Origin of the sequence: Acidiferrimicrobium sp. IK (genome assembly GCF_025499425.1) — a bacterium.
Lineage (GTDB): Bacteria > Actinomycetota > Acidimicrobiia > Acidimicrobiales > Palsa-688 > Acidiferrimicrobium.
The window spans coordinates 35,280-52,720 of sequence record NZ_JAIMCB010000004.1; the positions used below are offsets into that span (position 1 = coordinate 35,280).

Consider the following 17,441-nt stretch of genomic DNA (forward strand, 5'->3'; position numbering starts at 1 on the left):
TCGAACGGCGAGGGGCGCACCACCGGGCTGCTGGTGATGCGAAGGATCGGCTGGCCGGTCGGGTCCGGTGAGGCCGGCTCCGGCCACGCCGGCAGCGGGTCGGATGCCCTGGAGCCGGTCTCGGGGCCCGGCTCGCCCTCGAGATCCTGGTCGAAGAAGCCCCCCCGCCGCGGTCGACGGGCCGCTGGGATCTCGGGCTCGTCGTCCTGGTCGAAGAGCTTTCCCGGCCGACCCATCGAGCCATCGTGGCCGGGGCGGCGCCGCCCGTCCAGTCTTTCGCTCCGGCGGTTAGGGTCCGGTGGGTGCGAATCGTGAACGCGGGGGGTGCCGCGGTGTCAGCGGTCGGGCTCGGGACGTGGCAGTTCGGCTCCCGCGAGTGGGGCTACGGGGCCGCTTACGCCGGCGGCGAGGCCGCCCGCATCGTCGAGCGGGCGCTCGATCTCGGCGTGACGCTGTTCGACACCGCGGAGATCTACGGGCGGGGCCGTTCGGAGACGATCCTCGGGCGGGCGCTGGCCGGCCGCCGCGACGAGGTGTTCCTCGCCACCAAGTACGCACCGTTCTTCCCGCACCCCGCTGCCGTCCGGCGCCACGCCCAGGCCAGTCTGCGCCGGCTGGGAACTGATTCCGTGGACCTTTACCAGGTCCACTGGCCCAACCCGCTGGCGCCGTCGGGTCCGATGTTCGGAGCCCTCGCCGACTTGAAGCGAGCCGGTTTGGTCGCCCATGTGGGGGTAAGCAACCACAGCCCTGCCGGGTGGCGTTCGGCGGAGGCCGCCTTCGGGGGGCCGATCCTCTCCAACCAGGTGGAGTACAACTTGGTCACCCGAGGGCCGGAGGCGGAGCTGCTGCCGTGGGCTCAGGCCAACGACCGGTTGATCATCGCCTACAGCCCGTTGGCCCAAGGTGCGTTCTCCGGTCGGTGGTCCGCCACCAGCCGCCCGGGCGGGGTCCGGTCGTTCAAACCGCTCTTCACACCGGAGAACATGCGCAGGGCAGAGGACCTGCGCGCCACGCTGTCGTCGGTCGCCGCCGGATACGGCGCCACCCCGTCGCAGGTCGCGCTGGCGTGGCTGCTGCGCCGGCCCAACGTGGTGGTGATCCCCGGGGCCAGCAGCGTCGCGCAGTTGGAGGGCAACGTAGCGGCCGCGGACTTGGACCTGACGGCCGAGGACGACGACCGTTTGGTGCGCGCCGCGGCCCGGTTCGAGCCCCGCACCGGCGTGGCCGCCGCCGCCGATGTGGTCAGGGCGAAGCTGGGCCGGTGATCAGCGGGTGGGCCGGCCGGCCTGGTGGCGGTGGGCCATCAGTCGCAGCTGGGCGACGCGGGCTGCGCTAACCAGGAGGACGATGATCCCCCCGGCGACCGCCGAAGCCAGCACCAGGAGTCCGATCGGCATTTTGAAGCTGGCGCCGAGGAAGTGGACCGTGGCGTCGCGCAGGTTCTGGGCGATGAAGATGATCACCAGCACCAAGACCACCAACCCGACCGACACACCCACGTAGGCGGCGCTGGTCCGAGTCTTGGGTACCACGAGAGGCGGGTTCTGTGAAGGCCCGGGATCGGTCTGGGGGGCCTCAGGCGGAGGCGAGGTCACCGGATCAGCCGCCGCCTGAGGCGAGCCGGGCTCGATGTCAGCCGGCGCCGCGGCTTGCCACGCAGTGGCCGGCGGAGGCGGCAGTTGATCCAGGGAGGTCACCGGTGCAGCACCGGCACCGGCCTCGGCGCGCTGATGCTTGAAGAGGCCCACGGGTAGCCCCTACCCCGCCAGGCCGTCGACCAGACGCCGGTGGCCGGAGCGGGGCACCGGTACGCTCGCGGGGATGGCAGCACTTTCCCCCCTCGACGGCCGCTACGCCTCGCAGCTGACCGATTTCGCCGATGCCTTCTCCGAGGACGCGCTGCTGCGCCAGCGCTTCGCGGTCGAGGTGGAGTGGCTCCTCGCCTTGTCGCAGCGACCGGAGATCGGGGAGTTGGCGCCGGTCGACGAGGCGACGGCCGCGACGATGCGCGGCTGGGTCCGTGATTTCGGCGCCGCCGACGTCGATGCCATCAAAGCCATCGAGCGGCGCACCAACCACGACGTCAAGGCCGTGGAGTACCACCTGAAGGACAAGCTGGCGGCCGTCGGCTTCGGGCCGGGGGCGGAGTTCGTGCACTTCGCGTGCACATCCGAGGACATCAACAACCTGGCCTACACGCTCATGTTGCGCGACGGCCTGCGCTCCGGTTGGCTGCCGCTGGCCGACGGGCTGGTCGGCGAGGTTTGGGGTCTGGCGGAGGCCCACGCTGCGCTGCCGATGCCCAGCCACACCCACGGGCAAACCGCCACGCCGACCACCCTCGGCAAGGAACTGGCCGTCTTCGTGAGCCGGTGGCGGCGGCAGCTCGCAGGGGTGCGGGCCATCCCGCTCAGCGCGAAGTTCAACGGTGCGGTCGGGACCTACGGCGCCCATCAGGTCGCCTACCCGGAGGTGCCGTGGATCGAGGTGTCCCGGCAGTTCGTCGAAGGGTTCGGCCTGCAGTGGAACCCGCTGACCACCCAGATCGAATCCCACGACGCCCTCGGCGAGGTCCTGCACGCGGTCGTGCGCACCAACACCATCCTCATCGACTTCTGCCGCGACATGTGGGAGTACATCAGCCGCGCCTACCTGCGCCAGCAGACCGTCGCCGGCGAGGTCGGGTCCTCGACCATGCCGCACAAGGTCAACCCGATCGACTTCGAGAACGCCGAGGCCAACGCCGGGGTGTCCTCCGCCCTCGCCGAGCACCTGGCGAGCAAGCTGATGATCTCCCGCATGCAGCGGGACCTGTCGGATTCCTCCGCCATCCGCAACCTCGGCGTGGCCATCGGTCACTCCGGCCTGGCGTTGCGGGCGGCGCGGCGCGGCTTGGCACGCGTCGCCCCCTCCGCCGAGGTGATGGCCGCCGACCTCGACGGCCAGTGGGAGGTGCTGGCCGAGGCGATCCAGACGGTGATGCGCCGCTACGGCTACGACGAGCCCTACGAGCGGCTGAAGGCTCTGACCCGCGGCACCACCGTCGGCCCCAAGGACGTACAGGAATTCGTCAAGGAGCTGGCCCTGCCCGCCGAGGCCGAAGCCAGGCTCCTCGCGCTGACCCCGGCAGGCTATGTCGGTCTGGCCCCCGAGCTGGTCGCCTACGCCCGGCCGCCCGAGCAGTGACCGGCGCCCGCGGCCATGACCGCCGGTGACCCCGCTCCGGTGAGCCTCTCCGTCGACCTCAACGCCGACCTCGGCGAGGGGTTCGGGCCGTGGACGATGGGAGACGACGACGGGCTGCTGGAGGTGATCACCAGCGCCAACGTGGCGTGCGGCTTCCACGCCGGCGACCCTTCGATCATGGCCCGGGTGTGCGAGCGGGCCGTTGCCGTCGGCGTCGCGATCGGCGCGCACGTGTCGTACCGGGACCTGGTCGGCTTCGGGCGCAGGGACCTGGATGTCGAGCCGGGCGCGTTGCGCGACGACGTGTTGTACCAACTCGGAGCCCTGGCCGGTTTCGCTCGCGCCGCCGGAGGCCGGGTGTCGTACGTGAAACCGCACGGGGCCCTGTACCACCGGGCGTGCGCTCAGCCCGACGCCGCGGCCGCCGTGGTCGAGGCGGTGGCTGCTTTCGGGGACGGCGTCGGGGTGCTCGCCCTTCCCGGCAGCGCTCTGCTCAGCGCGGCCGCCAGTGCCGGCGTCCCGGCCTTCGCCGAGGGGTACCTGGACCGGGGTTATGAGCCGGGCGGCGGGCTCCTCCACCGGTCGCGGCCGGGCGCGGTCATCGACGACAGCGCCGCGATCGCGGCTCGCGCGGTGCGCATCGCCGTCGACGGCGAGGTTACAGCCAGCACCGGCGAGGTGGTGGCCCTGTCGGTGGTGTCGCTGTGCGCGCACGGCGACACGCCGTCCGCGGTGGCGTCCGCCCGCGCCGCGCGACGGGCGCTGGAGTCAGCCGGGGTGACGGTCCGGGCGTTCGCAGCGGCGTGAGCGGGCCCGACCAGGGAACCGAGGACCGCCCCGGCGGTGACGGGAGTCTGGCGGAAGCCGGGATCTCCATCCGCCCCGTCGGGGAGGGAGCGGTGCTGCTGGAGGCCCCGGGGTGGCCGCCCGTCGCGCTCGCGGCCGCGGTGCGAGAGGCGGCGGTTCGCCCCCTGCCCGGCCGGGCGTTGCCACCCGTCCGCGGGTTGCAGGACGTCGTGCCCGGCGCGGCCACCGTTCTCGTCGTCGTCGCCGGCGGCGAGGAGATCGCCGCTCTGCTCTCGGTGATCGCAGGCATCCCGGACCGCCAGCCACCGTCACCTTCCGATCCGGGCGAAGAGGAAACGGTCGAGATCCCGGTGGTCTACGACGGTGCAGACCTCGACGAGGTCGCCCGCCACTGCGGGCTGACGGTCGCCGAAGTCGTCGCCGCCCATCAAGGTGCCGTCTACCAGGCGGCGTTTTGCGGGTTCGCTCCCGGGTTCGCCTACCTGAGCGGGCTGCCCGAACGCCTGTGGGTGCCTAGACGCCGTTCGCCGCGCCCGGCGGTGCCCGCCGGTTCGGTGGCCGTAGCCGACCGTTACAGCGCGGTCTACCCGGCGCCGAGCCCGGGGGGATGGCAGCTGCTCGGGCGGACCGACGTCGCGGTGTGGGACATCCGGCGCCAGCCGCCGGCGCTGCTCTCGCCGGGGACCCACGTCCGCTTCGTCGCGGCCGAACGCTCCCGGCGGCCGGCGGCCACCGCCACCAGGTCGAGCTCGCCGGAGGAGCCTCCCGCCGCCGGCGCCCTACACGTCCTAGACCCGGGAGTGCTCACCACCGTGCAGGACCCGGGCCGCCCCGGGCTCGGCCACCAGGGTGTACCGCCGTCGGGCTGGCTCGACGGGCCCGCCGCCCGCCTGGCCAACCGTCTGGTCGGCAACGATGACGGGGCGGCGCTGCTCGAGGCGACCATCGGAGGTCCGCGGCTACGCCTCGATCTGCCTCCCGGCGCCAGCCGGGCGGTCGCGGTCACCGGTGCGGAGGTGTCACTCAGCGTCGACGGCCGGCCCGCGGCGACCAACGCCCCCCTCGAGGTGAACGGGGGAAGCCGGATCGAGGTCGGCTGGGCCCGCGAAGGGGCTCGGGCCTACCTGGCCGTCGCCGGCGGCCTCGACGTCCCACCGGTCCTCGCCAGCCGCGCCACCGATCTGCTGAGCGGTATCGGCCCGCCGCGCCTGGCGGCTGGGCAGTCGCTGGCCCTCGGCCCGGACGGGGGGCGCCGCAGCGGACTTGATGTGGCTCCCATACGACGGCCGCATCCCCAGCCGCTGCTGCGGGTGCTACCGGGTCCCCGCGACGACTGGTTCGGGCCCGACGCGCTGGCGGTGCTGGCCGCGACGACCTGGACCGTAGGGTCGGAGAGCAACCGGGTCGGGCTGCGCCTTTCGGGGGCGGTGCTGGCGCGCTCGCGGCCGGGGGAGCTGCCTCCGGAGGGGTTGATCGCCGGCGCCTTGCAGGTTCCGCCCTCGGGGGAGCCGGTGCTGTTCCTCGCCGACCACCCGGTGACTGGCGGATACCCGGTACTGGGCGTGGTGGTCGGCGCCGACATGCACTTGGCCGCGCAGCTGCGTCCCGGGGCTTCGCTGCGCTTCGCCCTGGTGCGATCAGCCCGAGCGGCCGATTCCCAGTCAGGCGCCGAGGCGGGGTAGCAGCGCCCTGGCGCTGCGGGCCCGAACACAGCCGGCCCACACCCCCGACCCGTAGGCCGCGTCATCGGCCAGGCGGAACACCACCCACCGCACGAGCCCCAGAGGCCGCCCGGCCCGCTGCCACTCGGCGAGGAGCGGCGCCACGACCAGGGCGACGAGGCGGCCGGAACGGCGCGGCGCGACGAGGCACGCCAGCACCGCCGGCGGCCACCAGGTCCGCCGCGCCGCCTCCGCGAAAGCCCGGCCGCCGGCCAGGTGGCCGCCGAGCGCGATCCGTGCGGCCGCGGATAGCGGCAGCCCGGTGCGGTGACGGACACGCCGAGTGCTCCAACCGAGCGCGCCGGCGGCGACGGCGCCGGCGACCACCGCCCCGCCCGCGGCGGGCGGGACGGCGACGGTCGCGGTCCACGCCATAGCTGCGGGCCAGGGCAGCGATAAGGGAGCGACCGACGACCGGTGGCGGGCCGCCAGGGGGGCCGCGGAACGTCCGTAGGCGTGCCTTTGGCGCAGCGCAGCCTCCAGTGACGGGCGGGCCGGGTGCCCGACTCGGGCCCCCGGCTCGTAGCGGACCCTCCAACCGCCGGCGACCAGCCTCCAGACCAGGTCGACGTCCTCGCCGACGGGCATGGTCTCGTCGAAGCCCGCTACCGCTTCGAGGGCGCTGCGCCGCACGACCAGGGCCGCGCTCGGGAGGTAGGTGACTTTCCCGTCGGGGCGCACCGGGCCAGGATCCGGGCCGAGGTCGAGAGGGGAGCGGACCTGCTCATAACGGGTGAGCCAAGCCGCCGCCCGCTGACCGAGCGGGCCCGCACCCGCCCAGCCCGCACCCGCCCGGCCGGCACCCGCCGGGCCGGCGCCCGCCCGGCGTTTGCCGCCCGGCGGGGGAGGCAGCGCGGTCACTCGCGGTGCCACCGCCGCGACCGACTCGTCGGCGAGGTGCCCTGCCAAGGCCTCCAGCCAGCCGGGGGCCGGGATGCAGTCGGCATCCAAGAACGCGATCGTGGAGCCGCTGGCTGCTCGCCACCCGGTGTTGCGGGCTGCGGCCGGGCCCCCTCGCACCGGCCGGCGGACCAGCGTGACCGGCGCAGCGCAACCGGCGACCGCCGCGGCGACCGCTTCGGGGTCGCCCGACCCGTCGTCGGCCACCACGATCTCGACACCGGCCCTAGCGAGGGGAGCGAGCGCCCTCAGGGTGGCCGCCAGGCCGTCCGGCCGGTCGTGGACGGGGATCACGACCGAGACTCCGGCGTCGTGGCCTACCGGCCGGCCCGGCACGACCGGGACGGCGATGCCGCTGTCGGTCAACCGCCTGGCCAGCACCGCGTGGGCGTCGCCGGTGGGCACCGGGGCCCCCGCCAGCCACCGGTCGAGCGCGGCGGCGCCGGCGTCGGTGATGCGCAGCACCCGCATCGGGGCGCCGCCGATCAGCGTCGTCGGGGTGGTCCGCCGCGTCGCTCGGGCCAAGACGATGCCCCACCCCGCCGGCCACGAGGACCCGCCCCGCCCAGGCGGGGACGCCTCGGCCGCCGCGCCGGCGCGCGGGGACGTCGGAGGGCCCGCGGCGGGCCCGGCGCGGGCCGAGCGGGTCAGTTTCCGGCGGGGCGCCGGCCGCCGCCGGCGCCTTCGGCCAGGGCCTTGTGCCACTCGATGGTCCGGAGCAGACCGTCGCGCAGGTCGACGACGGGGCGCCACCCGAGCAGCGTCGAGGCCAGGGTGATGTCGGGTTGGCGGACCAGCGGATCGTCGACGGGCATGTCCTCGTAGACCACCTTCGACCCGGACCCGGTCAGCTCGAGGACCAGGTCGGCCAGTTGGGCGACGGTCATCTCGGCGGAGTTGCCGATGTTGATCGGCCCCCGCTCTTGGCTGTTGATCATGGCGAGCAGGCCGGCGATGAGATCGTCCACGTAGCAAAACGACCGGGTCTGCGACCCGCTCCCGTAGATGGTTAGCGGCTCACCCGAAAGGGCCTGGGCGATGAAGTTGGACACCACCCGCCCGTCCTGGGGGCGCAGCCGGGGTCCGTAGGTGTTGAAGATCCGCACTATCCCCACGTTCGCGTCGCGATAGCGGGCGTGAGCCACGAGCAGGGCTTCAGAGAACCGCTTCGACTCGTCATAGACGCTGCGCGGCCCGACCGGGTTGACGTTGCCCCAGTAGCTCTCGGGCTGCGGGTGGACCGTCGGGTCTCCGTACACCTCGCTGGTCGACGCGAACACCAGGCGGGCGCCGTGCTCCATGGCCAGGTCCACCGCGGCCTGGGTCCCGCGGCTGCCGACCGCGAGAGTCTCCAGCGCAAGGCGCAGGTACTCGGGCGGCGACGCGGGGCACGCCAGGTGGGCGACCACGTCGACCGGTCCGCTGAGGGGGATCCCTTCGCTCACGTCCGCCTCGACGAACTGGAAGCGGGGGTTGTCCGAAAAGCCGTCCAGGTTGGACGGCAGCCCGGTGCAGAGGTTGTCGACCGCCACGACCGTGTCACCGGCGCGCAGCAGGGCTTCGCAGAGGTGGGACCCGAGGAAGCCGGCACCGCCGGTGACGACGACCCTGCGGCTCACCTCCCCACCGACCGGTGGGCGCCGGCGACTGGCCGCTGGACCCGACGGTGGCGCACAGACAAACGATCCTCCAGTTGGCCGGCCGTCCGGCCGTTCACCGACGGAGCAATCTAGTGCCGGCGCCGATCAGCGGGCGCTCATGCCGGCGTCGACGGGTAGCACCGCGCCGGTGACAGCGCCGCTGTCCTCGGAACACAGCCACGCCAGGAGGGCGGCCGGCTCGTCGGGGTCGAGGAGGCGGGGCAGCATGTGGTGGGTGGCGAACTCGGTCGTGTCGGGCAGGCCGTACACCGCGGCGCTGGCGTCGAGCATCGCGGTTGCGGTCGATCCGGGGGCGATGGCGTTGGCCGTCACGCCGTGGGGTCCGAGCTCGGCGGCCAGCGCCCGGACCAGGCCGATGACACCGGCTTTGGCCGCGCAGTAGGCGCTCAGGCGGGGCAATCCCACCAGGCCACCGGTGGACGCCACCGCCACGAATCGGCCCCGTCGCGGCGCCGGCCTGGCCAGCAGCGCCGGGACCGCGGCGCGAGCCAGGCGCCACGGCCCCTCGAGGTTTATGCCGATCATGGCCTGCCACGCCTCGTCGCTCACGTCCCAGGCGTCGGGTCCCCCCGTGATGGCCCCGGCGACGGCCACCGCGGCGTCGAGACCTCCGAAACGCTCGACCGCGGTCGCCACCGCGGCGTCCATCCCGGCCTGGTCGCGCACGTCAGCGGTCACTCCGACTGCGGTGTCGGGGCCGCCACAGTCCCCGACTACCGAGGCGAGGTCCTCGGGGCGGGCCAGGTGGTAGGCGAGCGCCGGGTCGTCCGCGCACGCGTCGACGAGGACCAGCCGCCATCCGCTGGCGGCCAGGCGGCGAGCCGTGGCCGCGCCCATCCCCCGCGCCGCGCCGGTGATCACCGCGACCGGAGCGGCCAGCGACGGGGTCACCCGGCGCCGCCCGCCACCGCGACGCTCCCGCCCGGCGAGGGCCCGGCCGGCGGACGGGGCGACCAGCTTTCGAGCGCCGCGAGCAGGTCGGTGGTCCACGCATCGAGGATCTTGACCCCCGCCTCCGCGGTCGCCCCGGCCGGATCCCCGAGCACGCCGTTGGGTGCCACCGCCCCGACGCCACCGTCCCGCAGAGCCGGGAGGATGGCAGACAGCGGACGGGTGTCACCGGCCGCGGCCCGCCCGGCGCGGACCAGGCCGGCGTCGAGGGCCAAGACGACCGACGTCTCGACGAACCCGGCGTGGGCGTCGGCGGGCCGGCCGGCAGCCTCGGCGGCGCTCGCCGCCGACGGTGACCACGCCAGGACCCGCCGGCCTTCGCTCTCCAGCAGGGACACCGCGTCGTTTACCGCCAGGCTGTTACCGCCGTGAGCCGAGACCAGCACCACGCCGGCGAACGCGTCGGCGGAGCGCACCAGTTCGACGATCACCGTGCGCAGGGCGTCGACGCCGATCGACAGCGTCCCGGCGAAGCCGGCGTGCTCGCCGCTGGCGCCATAGGGGAGGGCGGGCGCGACCACCGCGTCCCCGCGGGCGGCGGCCACCCGACCGGCCAGAGCGCCGGCCACCATCGTGTCGGTCCCGAACGGGAGGTGAGCTCCGTGCTGTTCGCAGGCGCCGAGGGGGACAACGAGGATCCCGTCTCCGGCGTCGGGCCACGCCCGCTCGGCGAGGACCATGGCGTCGCGACCGGTACCAGAGGTCACCACCGGTGGGACTCGCCGCCCTCCATCGCCGCTACCGGCGCCGCGACAGGAGCCGGACCGGGGCGCTGTGACCCGGGCCGGGCGAGGGGGCGGCCCCGGCCGCGACGCCGGCGAGGGCGGCTTCGCCGTGACCCTTCACGCACTCGGGGTCGGGCCCGTCCAGCGGCAGCCCGGTGAAGAACTTGGCTGCCATGCACCCGCCCTGGCACGCGTCGTAGGACCCGCACGACGCGCAGGCGCCGGCCGAGGTCGGTTCCCGCAGCGACGTGAACAGCGACGAGTTGCGCCACACCTGGGCGAACCCGCCGGGGTTGCGCACCGAGCCGGCCTTGAACGTGTCGTGAAGCACGAACGGGCAGGCGTAGACGTCGCCGACCGGGTCGATGAGGCACACGACCCGCCCTGCTCCGCACAGGTTGAGCCCCTCCAAGGGCTGGCCGAGCGCCGAGAGATGGAAGAACGAGTCCCCGGTCAGCACCCCGGGCCGGTCCAGCAACCAGTGGTAGAGCGCCACCTGCTGGTCGTTGGTCGGGTGCAGCCGGTCCCAGGTGTCGGCGCCGCGCCCGGAGGGGCGCAGGCGGGTCAGGCGCAGCTGGGCGCCGTAGCTGGCGGCCAGCGCCTCGAACTCGTCGAGCTGCGCGGCGTTCTCCCGGGTCACCACGACGCTGATCTTGAACGGCCCGAAGTCCGCGGCGGCCAGGTGGTCCATCGCCCGGCGGGCGGTGGCGTAAGAGCCGTCACCGCGGACCGCGTCGTTGGTGGCGGCGTCGGCCCCGTCGAGGGAGATCTGGATGTCGAGGTAGTCGGTGGCGGCCAGCCGGGCGGCGCGCGCCGGGGTGATCGTGGACCCGTTGGTCGAGAACTTGACGCCAACGCCGCGCTCGATGCAGTAGTCGACCACGTCGTAGAAGTCGGCTCTGATCGTCGGTTCGCCGCCTCCGATGTTCACGTAGAACACCTTCATCTCGTGCAGCTCGTCGACGACCGCCATCACCTCGGCGGTGCTCAGCTCGTTGGGGTCGCGCCGTCCCGACGACGAGAGGCAGTGGATGCACGCCAGGTTGCAGCCGTAGGTCAGCTCCCAGGTCAGGCAGATCGGGGCGTCGAGCCCGAGCTTGAGCTCAGTCGTCAGTGCGTTGGCCACGGTCCTCCTCTGGGGACGGCTGGATGAACTGCGAGGTGGCCAGCGCCGAGAGGGCGCGGCGGTATGTGTCGTGCTGGGCGGCGGGCACCAGAGCATCGAGTGAGGCTTGCAGCGACGGGTACTCGTCGAGGGTCTCGACGACTGTCGCCAGCAGCGGGGAGCGCAGGAAGTTCAAGCGGCGGTTGCCGTAGTGGTAGGCCAGGGCACCGAAACGCTCGGGGCGCAGCGCCACCTGCGGGTCCATGCGGTAGCGCAGGTCGCCTCGGACCTCGCCCGCGGCGGTCCCGGGGGGGATCAGTACACCCCGCACATGCCGTCGATGGAGATCTCCTCCACCAGCAGTTCCTCCTCGACGAGGGCCTCGTCTTCGGTCTCCCGGTCGCTGGTGATGTTGCCGGTGATGTTGCCGGTGTCGGTCGCCATGGACCGACTATAGAGCGGCCTCGGAGCCGGGTAGCGAGTCTCCGCTCGACGCCGGGCTGCTAGGGGAGATGACCGCCGCGGCGAGGTCCTCGGCGCTCACGTTGCGAGGATGGTGACACGCCGCCAGGTGGCCGCCGGGGTAAGCGACCAGCGGAGGCTCGACGCGCCTGCACACGTCGGTGGCGTGAGGGCAGCGCCCAGCGAAACGGCACCCAGGAGGGGGAGCCGTGGCGCTCGGCGGGTCGCCCTGCACCGGCTTTCGGGCCCGCCGGGCCCGCTCCGCGTCGGGGATCGGGACCGAGTCGAGGAGCGCCTCGGTGTAGGGGTGGATGGGCCGGCTGTAGAGAGCCTCGGCCGGAGACACCTCCACGATCTTGCCGAGGTACATCACTGCGATGCGGTCCGAGACGTGGCGCACGACGCTCAAGTCGTGGGCCACGAAGATGTACGACAGGCCCAGGCGGTCCTGCAGGTCGTCGAGGAGGTTGACCACCTGGGCCTGGATCGACACGTCGAGAGCCGACACCGGCTCGTCCAAGACTATGAGGCGGGGTTCGGCGGCCAGGGCCCGGGCCACACCGACCCGCTGACGCTGCCCTCCCGAGAACTCGTGGGGAAAGCGATTGACGTGCTCGGGGCTGAGCCCGACTTGGGCCAGAAGCTCCCGGACGCGCGCTGGGCGGTCCTTCTCGGGCATGCCTCGCAGCGCCAGGCCGGCGCTGATGATCTGCCCGACCCGCTTGCGGGGGTTGAGGGACGCCTGCGGGTCCTGGAACACCATCTGGACCTCGGCACGGAACGGCCGCAGGTCTCGTTGGCCGAGCGCGGTGATGTCGTTGCCGCGAAAGCGCAGGTGGCCGCCGGTCGGCTTGGTGAGGCGCAGCACGGTGCGCGCCAGCGTCGTCTTCCCGCACCCCGACTCGCCGACCAGGCCCAGCGTCTCGCCCTCGGTCAGGTTGATCGTGACGTCGTCGACGGCGTGGACGTGCGCCCTGGTCCGCCCGAGCATGCCGGCCCGAACCGGGAACAGCACCTGCAGGTGGTCGATCTCGAGTAGCGGGGCGGTGGCGGCCGGTGCCGGCGCCTCGCCCCCGGTCTCGGTGGCGGTCACCTCACACCTGCCGTGTCGGCCCCGGCGGGGGAAGCGGCGGGGAGTCCGATCGTGCCGTTGACTATGCGTACCTTGCGTTTGGTGTCGAGCGCCAGCCAGCACCGGTCGAGGTGCCCGGGGGCGGTCGCGTCGGCGGCTTCGAGCGGCGGCACCTCCCCGCAGCGCTCGAAGCGGTGCGGGCAGCGGGGCGCGAAGTGGCATCCCTTCGGGGTGTTCTGAAGGGAGGGAGGGGCGCCGGGGATGGTCGGCAACCGCCCCGGTCGGTCCTTGTCGATGCGGGGTACCGACCCGAGCAGCCCCCACGTGTAGGGGTGCAGCGGATCGGTGAACATCGTTCGCAGGTCTCCCTGCTCGACGACGCGCCCCGCGTACATGACCGCCACCCGGTCGGCGACCTCCGCGATCACCCCGAGATCGTGGGTGATGAGCAACACGCCGACGCCGGTCTCCGCCCGCAGGTCCTCGATCTCGGCGAGGATCTGGGCCTGGATGGTCACGTCGAGCGCCGTGGTCGGCTCGTCGGCGATGAGCACCTGCGGAGAGCACGACAGGGTCATGGCGATCATCACCCGCTGGCGCATCCCGCCCGAGAACTCGTGGGGGAACGAGCGGGCCCGCTCGTCGGGGCGGGGGATGCCGACCCGGCGCAGCAGGTCGACGGCCCTTGCGGTAGCAGCCCGCTTGCCGACCGGCTCATGGGCCCGGATCTGCTCGGCGATCTGGTCCCCGACCCGATGCACCGGGTTGAGGGCGGTCATCGGGTCCTGGAAGATCATCGCCACCCGCGCCCCGCGGATGCTCTCCAGTTGGTGGTTGCTCGCCGCGAGGAGGTCGGTGGTGGCCCCGTCGGGGCCGGTCAGGGTGATGCGACCGGCGAACGAGGCGTTGGGTGAGCGGGTCAGGCCCATGATCGTCATGGCCGTCACCGACTTGCCGGAGCCTGACTCGCCGACGATGCCGAGGATCTCTCCCGGCTCCAGGGAGAAGCTGACGTCGTCGACGGCCTGGACGGTGCCGCCCTCGGTCCGGAACGAGACCCGCAGGTGGTCGATGTCGAGGAGGGCCATCAGGCCGCCAGCCGGATTCGGGGGTCGAGGGCCGCGTAGATCACATCGACCAGCGCGGAGAGCAGCACGACGAAGATCGCCCCGAAGAGCACGGTGACGAGGATCGGCGGCACGTCGAGGGCGCTCACCGACTGCTGGACGTACTGGCCCACGCCGTGGAGGTTGAACACCGTCTCGACCAAGATGGCGCCGCCGCCGACCACGCCGGCGAAGTCCAGGCCCCACAGCGAGACCAGCGGTATCAGCGACGTGCGCAGCACGTGGCCGGTCAGGATCCGCCGCCGCGACAGGCCCTTGGCCCGGGCGGTCCGCACGAAGTCCTCGCTCAAGGTCTCGACCACGGTGGAGCGCAGCACCTGGGAGTAGATGCCGATGTAGAGCACCGCGAGCGAGATCCAAGGCAGCACCATGTGGTGGAACCACGTCCCCACCCCCGAGGTGATGCCGACGTAGCCCCCGTTCGGGAACAGGTGGGTCTTGAACGCGAACAGGTACAGCAGGATCGCCCCGACCACGAACGACGGCGCCGATATGCCGGCGAAGCCGAGCACGGTGATCGAGGTGTCGGTCGCCGATCCGGCCCTGAGCGCCGCGGCCAAGCCCAAGATGATGGCCACCACCAGCCACAGCACGGTCGCTCCGATGGCCAGGGACACGGTGGCGGGCAGGCCCCGCTTGATCTGGCTCATCACGGTGACGTGCTGGGTGTAGGACTGGATCTGTCCGGTGAACACCTGCTGCATCGTCTTGGCGTACTGCACGTAGATCGGCTTGTTGAAGCCGTAGGCCTTGGTCACCGCGGCGATGTCCTGCGGGCTGGCCGTCCGGCCGGCCAGGCGCAGGGCCGGGTTGCCGTTCGGGATCGCCGCGAAGATGAGGAACGTCAAGATGCTGACCGCGACCAGCACGCCCAGGGCCGACGCGGCGCGCCGGACGACGAAGCGGATCATGTCCGGTTGGCCCGGATCGTGGCCCGCGGGTCCAGGGCGGCGCGCAGGCCCTCCCCGAACACGTTGACCGAGAGCACCGCCACGATGAGCATGATGCCCGGCACCAGCACCAGGTGGGGCGCGGCGGTGATGAGCGACACGCCCTCGGAGATCATCGTCCCCCACGACGGGTTCGGGGGCTGGACGCCCGCGCCGAGGAAGGACAGCGACGCTTCTAGGACGATCGACTGGGCCATCTGCAAAGCCACGAACACCACCAGCGTCGACGACAGGTTGGGGAGGATCTCGCTGGCCATGATCCGTAGGTGGCCGGCACCGAGGGTGCGGGCCGCGTCGATGTACTCCCGTTCTCGCAGCCCGAGGACCTGACCGCGGATCGGGCGGGCGATGTAGGGCACGTACACCACGCCGATCACCAGAGCCGGTATCCAGTTGGAGTTGCCCTTGATGTGTAACGGCCCGACGCTGATGCCGCCCAACGCCAGGTTGACGCCCAGGGCGACGCCGAGCAGCACCGCCGGGTACGCCCAGATCAGGTCGAGGGTCCGGGAGATCAGCCCGTCGGCCCAACCCCGGAAGTAGCCGGCGACCACACCGGCGGCGGTGGCCAAGACGATGGTGATGATCGTCGCCAAGATGCCGATCTCCAGCGAGTTGCGACCCCCGTAGAGGAGCCGGACGGCGACGTCGCGCCCGCTCGGATCGGCCCCGAAGAAGAACTTCGAGCCCCACGTCGGCCCGGTCGGGATGCCGTCAGGCGACACCACGTCCCTGCTCTTGCCCCCGACCTTGATCACCTCGGTGATGTGGTTGGTGTTGGGACCGGTGTGGGCGATGTCGTTGGCGTAGACCGGTGCCAGCAGGCACAGGATCACCACGATCAGGAAAAGGGCGCCGAAGGCGATCGCCGTCTTGTTGCGCCGGAGGCGTCGTAGTGCCAGCCGGTAGGGCCCGATGCCGGCCGGCGCCGCCTCCTCGCCCCCGATCGGGGCGAGGAGCGGCGGATGGGAGGTCTCGATGGCCACTTACTTGAGCGAGATGGAGGACCAGTCCATGTAGTCGTTCCCGCTGAAGTCGATCGAGGAGAAGTCGACGTTGGTGGAGGCGAAGATCGGCACCTGCTGGTAACCGAAGGTGAGGAAGTACGCCTGCTTGGTCACGTACTCGTCGAGCGCCTGCCACTCACTGGCCACCGACGACAGCTGGGCGGCTGGAACAGCGTCGAGCTTGGTCAGCTCGGACTGGATGTGCGGGTCGTTGACGTCGCCGTAGTTCTCGTTGTTCTGAGCCTGGATCGAGCGAGCGTCGAGCAGCAGGTAGAAGTCCGACGGGTTGGGGAAGTCCTCGTCCCAGTCGGCGAACCCGGTCTGGGGGTGCAGGGCCTCGTTGCCGATCGTCTGGAAGTACACGGCGTCTTGGATCACCTTCAAGGTGGCCTTGAACCCGATCTGGTTGAGGAGCTGCGCGTAGTAGGTCATGTACTCCTGGCGGGGGCTGCGAGTCTCGCTCCACACCGTGACCGGCGTCCCGGCCAGGCCGGCCTGCTGGATCATCTGCTTGGCCTTGGCCACGTTGGCCGCGCTCGGCGGCTGGGCCGGGTCCCCGGCGGGGCACTGGCTGGTCGGGTGCCCGATGATGCCCGGGGGGAGGAAGTAGCACCCCGGCACCATGAACCCAGACGACAGTCGCTGGGTGGCGGTGCGGTCAAAGGCGAGGTCCACGGCTTGGCGGGCGACGGGGTTGTTGAACGGAGCGGTGGTGGTCCCGAAGAAGATGTAGAAGCTCTGCGGGATGGACACCTCCTTGAACCGGTTGGCGGCCTGGGACTTGATCTGCGCGAGCAGCGCCGGCGGCAGCGTGTCGCCCGGGTCGAAGATGTCGGTCTGGTTGGACAGGACCTGCTGAGCCTCGGTCTGGTTGTTGCTCTGGATGCTGACTTGGATGGAGTCGACGTGACCGTCGGGGATGCCCGGAATGTTCTGCGCCGCCCAGTGCGGGTTGCGGGTCAGGGTGAACGACACGTTGGGCACCACGTGGCTGATCACGTAGGGACCGTCGCCGATGGGGGGCGCAGCGGAGAGGGCCTTCATCGCCGTGCCGCTCGGCACCAGCGCCGCCGCGGGGAACGCCAGCACGTTTTCGAACGCACCGTAAGGCTGGGTGAGGGTGATGGTGATCTTGCCCGTCGAGTCGTCGGTGGTGATCCCGCTGATGCTCGTGGCCTTGCCGGCGGCGTAGTCCGAGGCGCCCTTCACGTAGTTGGTGATGAAGGAGTCACCGCCCCAGTTGAGCTTGATCATCCGCTCGATCGAGTAGGCGAAGTCCGACGCCTTGACCGGCGTGCCGTCGGAGAAGGTCAGGTTGGGCCGGAGGTTCATCGTGTAGGTCAACCCGTCGGAGGACACCGTCGGCAGGGCCTGGGCCAGTCCCGGGATGATCGTGCTGCCGGCCGTGCCGTTGGCGTGGGTGTAGGTCAGCAGCGGCGTGTAGGTGATCGCGTCGGCCTCGACGGCCTGGGTGGTGTAGCCGTACTGCGGGTCGAGCGAGTCGGGAGCGGTGCCCATCGCCACGGTGAGGGTGCCCCCGCTCTTGCCGCCCGAGCCGGCGCCGGTCGTGGCGCTGCCCGCACTGGGCGGGGAGGTGCTGTGCGACGAGCTTCCGCACGCCGACAGCAGGCCGAGGGACAGTGTGGCGACCGCGGCCAAGGCGAGCGGTCGGCGGGGCAGGGTGTGTGACACGCGTTACATCCTAGTGAGAGTGTGTAACCCAGGTTTCAACTGGCTGGACGGCGAGGGACCCTAGGCCTCCCG

General features: G+C 72.2%; 17 protein-coding genes. 4 read left to right on the plus strand and 13 right to left on the minus strand.

What is annotated here, in order from left to right:
* Nucleotides 1–302 precede the first annotated feature (302 nt).
* Nucleotides 303–1,268 carry an aldo/keto reductase gene (locus tag K6U06_RS07830; RefSeq protein WP_262321363.1) on the plus strand — a complete coding sequence of 322 codons (966 nt, stop codon included), beginning with the start codon at nt 303–305 and terminating at the stop codon, nt 1,266–1,268.
* Here the strand turns inward: K6U06_RS07830 and K6U06_RS07835 are convergent, their stop codons facing one another.
* A complete protein-coding gene (locus K6U06_RS07835) occupies nt 1,269–1,751 on the minus strand; it encodes a lipopolysaccharide assembly LapA domain-containing protein (protein WP_262321364.1) in 483 nt (160 codons plus the stop codon).
* A gap of 73 nt (nt 1,752–1,824) precedes the next feature.
* Here K6U06_RS07835 and purB point away from each other — a divergent pair, with 73 nt between their 5' ends.
* The 3 genes from purB to K6U06_RS07850 are packed head-to-tail and all read left to right on the plus strand — an operon-like array spanning nt 1,825 to nt 5,678.
* Complete coding sequence (purB, locus tag K6U06_RS07840) at nt 1,825–3,189, plus strand: adenylosuccinate lyase (protein ID WP_262321365.1); 1,365 nt, start codon at nt 1,825–1,827, stop codon at nt 3,187–3,189.
* A gap of 15 nt (nt 3,190–3,204) precedes the next feature.
* Entirely contained in the window at nt 3,205–3,996 is a 792-nt protein-coding gene (locus tag K6U06_RS07845) for a LamB/YcsF family protein (RefSeq protein WP_410051006.1), read from the plus strand.
* Nucleotides 3,993–5,678, plus strand: a complete 1,686-nt coding sequence (locus K6U06_RS07850) for an urea amidolyase family protein (protein WP_262321367.1) — start codon at nt 3,993–3,995, stop codon at nt 5,676–5,678. Before K6U06_RS07845 ends, K6U06_RS07850 begins: the two co-directional genes overlap by 4 nt.
* On the opposite strand, the gene K6U06_RS07855 is transcribed toward K6U06_RS07850, so the two are convergent.
* The 12 genes from K6U06_RS07855 to K6U06_RS07910 form a co-directional block, all read right to left on the minus strand.
* On the minus strand, nt 5,658–7,142 hold the full coding sequence (locus K6U06_RS07855) for a glycosyltransferase (RefSeq protein ID WP_262321368.1): 1,485 nt from the start codon (nt 7,140–7,142) through the stop codon (nt 5,658–5,660). The genes K6U06_RS07850 and K6U06_RS07855 overlap by 21 nt on opposite strands.
* A gap of 122 nt (nt 7,143–7,264) precedes the next feature.
* Complete coding sequence (locus K6U06_RS07860) at nt 7,265–8,236, minus strand: UDP-glucuronic acid decarboxylase family protein (protein ID WP_262321369.1); 972 nt, start codon at nt 8,234–8,236, stop codon at nt 7,265–7,267.
* Between the two features lie 126 nt (nt 8,237–8,362).
* A complete protein-coding gene (locus K6U06_RS07865) occupies nt 8,363–9,169 on the minus strand; it encodes a mycofactocin-coupled SDR family oxidoreductase (protein ID WP_262321370.1) in 807 nt (268 codons plus the stop codon).
* Nucleotides 9,166–9,939, minus strand: coding sequence for a mycofactocin biosynthesis peptidyl-dipeptidase MftE (mftE, locus tag K6U06_RS07870; protein ID WP_262321371.1), 774 nt, complete (start codon nt 9,937–9,939; stop codon nt 9,166–9,168). The genes K6U06_RS07865 and mftE overlap by 4 nt, the downstream gene beginning before the upstream one ends.
* A gap of 28 nt (nt 9,940–9,967) precedes the next feature.
* Entirely contained in the window at nt 9,968–11,080 is a 1,113-nt protein-coding gene (gene mftC, locus K6U06_RS07875) for a mycofactocin radical SAM maturase (RefSeq protein ID WP_262321372.1), read from the minus strand.
* Nucleotides 11,058–11,390, minus strand: a complete 333-nt coding sequence (gene mftB / locus K6U06_RS07880) for a mycofactocin biosynthesis chaperone MftB (RefSeq protein ID WP_262321373.1) — start codon at nt 11,388–11,390, stop codon at nt 11,058–11,060. Before mftB ends, mftC begins: the two co-directional genes overlap by 23 nt.
* On the minus strand, nt 11,375–11,503 hold the full coding sequence (gene mftA, locus K6U06_RS07885; protein ID WP_262321374.1) for a mycofactocin precursor MftA: 129 nt from the start codon (nt 11,501–11,503) through the stop codon (nt 11,375–11,377). The genes mftB and mftA overlap by 16 nt, the downstream gene beginning before the upstream one ends.
* A gap of 7 nt (nt 11,504–11,510) precedes the next feature.
* Nucleotides 11,511–12,614 carry an ABC transporter ATP-binding protein gene (locus K6U06_RS07890; RefSeq protein ID WP_262321375.1) on the minus strand — a complete coding sequence of 368 codons (1,104 nt, stop codon included), beginning with the start codon at nt 12,612–12,614 and terminating at the stop codon, nt 11,511–11,513.
* Nucleotides 12,611–13,681, minus strand: a complete 1,071-nt coding sequence (locus K6U06_RS07895; RefSeq protein WP_316044698.1) for an ABC transporter ATP-binding protein — start codon at nt 13,679–13,681, stop codon at nt 12,611–12,613. Before K6U06_RS07895 ends, K6U06_RS07890 begins: the two co-directional genes overlap by 4 nt.
* Nucleotides 13,681–14,631 carry an ABC transporter permease gene (locus tag K6U06_RS07900; RefSeq protein ID WP_262321376.1) on the minus strand — a complete coding sequence of 317 codons (951 nt, stop codon included), beginning with the start codon at nt 14,629–14,631 and terminating at the stop codon, nt 13,681–13,683. The genes K6U06_RS07895 and K6U06_RS07900 overlap by 1 nt, the downstream gene beginning before the upstream one ends.
* Nucleotides 14,628–15,656 (minus strand): ABC transporter permease, encoded by a 1,029-nt coding sequence (locus K6U06_RS07905; protein ID WP_262321377.1) that lies wholly within the window; start codon nt 15,654–15,656, stop codon nt 14,628–14,630. The genes K6U06_RS07900 and K6U06_RS07905 overlap by 4 nt, the downstream gene beginning before the upstream one ends.
* On the minus strand, nt 15,657–17,369 hold the full coding sequence (locus tag K6U06_RS07910) for an ABC transporter substrate-binding protein (protein WP_262321378.1): 1,713 nt from the start codon (nt 17,367–17,369) through the stop codon (nt 15,657–15,659). It lies immediately after the preceding gene.
* Nucleotides 17,370–17,441 lie beyond the last annotated feature (72 nt).

Excerpts from the sequence above, each read along its gene's own strand:
- K6U06_RS07845 (WP_410051006.1), top strand. The coding sequence starts at position 3,205 with ATGACCGCCGGTGACCCCGCTCCGGTGAGCCTCTCCGTCGACCTCAAC.
- mftA (WP_262321374.1), bottom strand. The coding sequence starts at position 11,503 with ATGGCGACCGACACCGGCAACATCACCGGCAACATCACCAGCGACCGG.
- K6U06_RS07900 (WP_262321376.1), bottom strand. The coding sequence starts at position 14,631 with ATGATCCGCTTCGTCGTCCGGCGCGCCGCGTCGGCCCTGGGCGTGCTG.
- K6U06_RS07895 (WP_316044698.1), bottom strand. The coding sequence starts at position 13,681 with ATGGCCCTCCTCGACATCGACCACCTGCGGGTCTCGTTCCGGACCGAG.
- purB (WP_262321365.1), top strand. The coding sequence starts at position 1,825 with ATGGCAGCACTTTCCCCCCTCGACGGCCGCTACGCCTCGCAGCTGACC.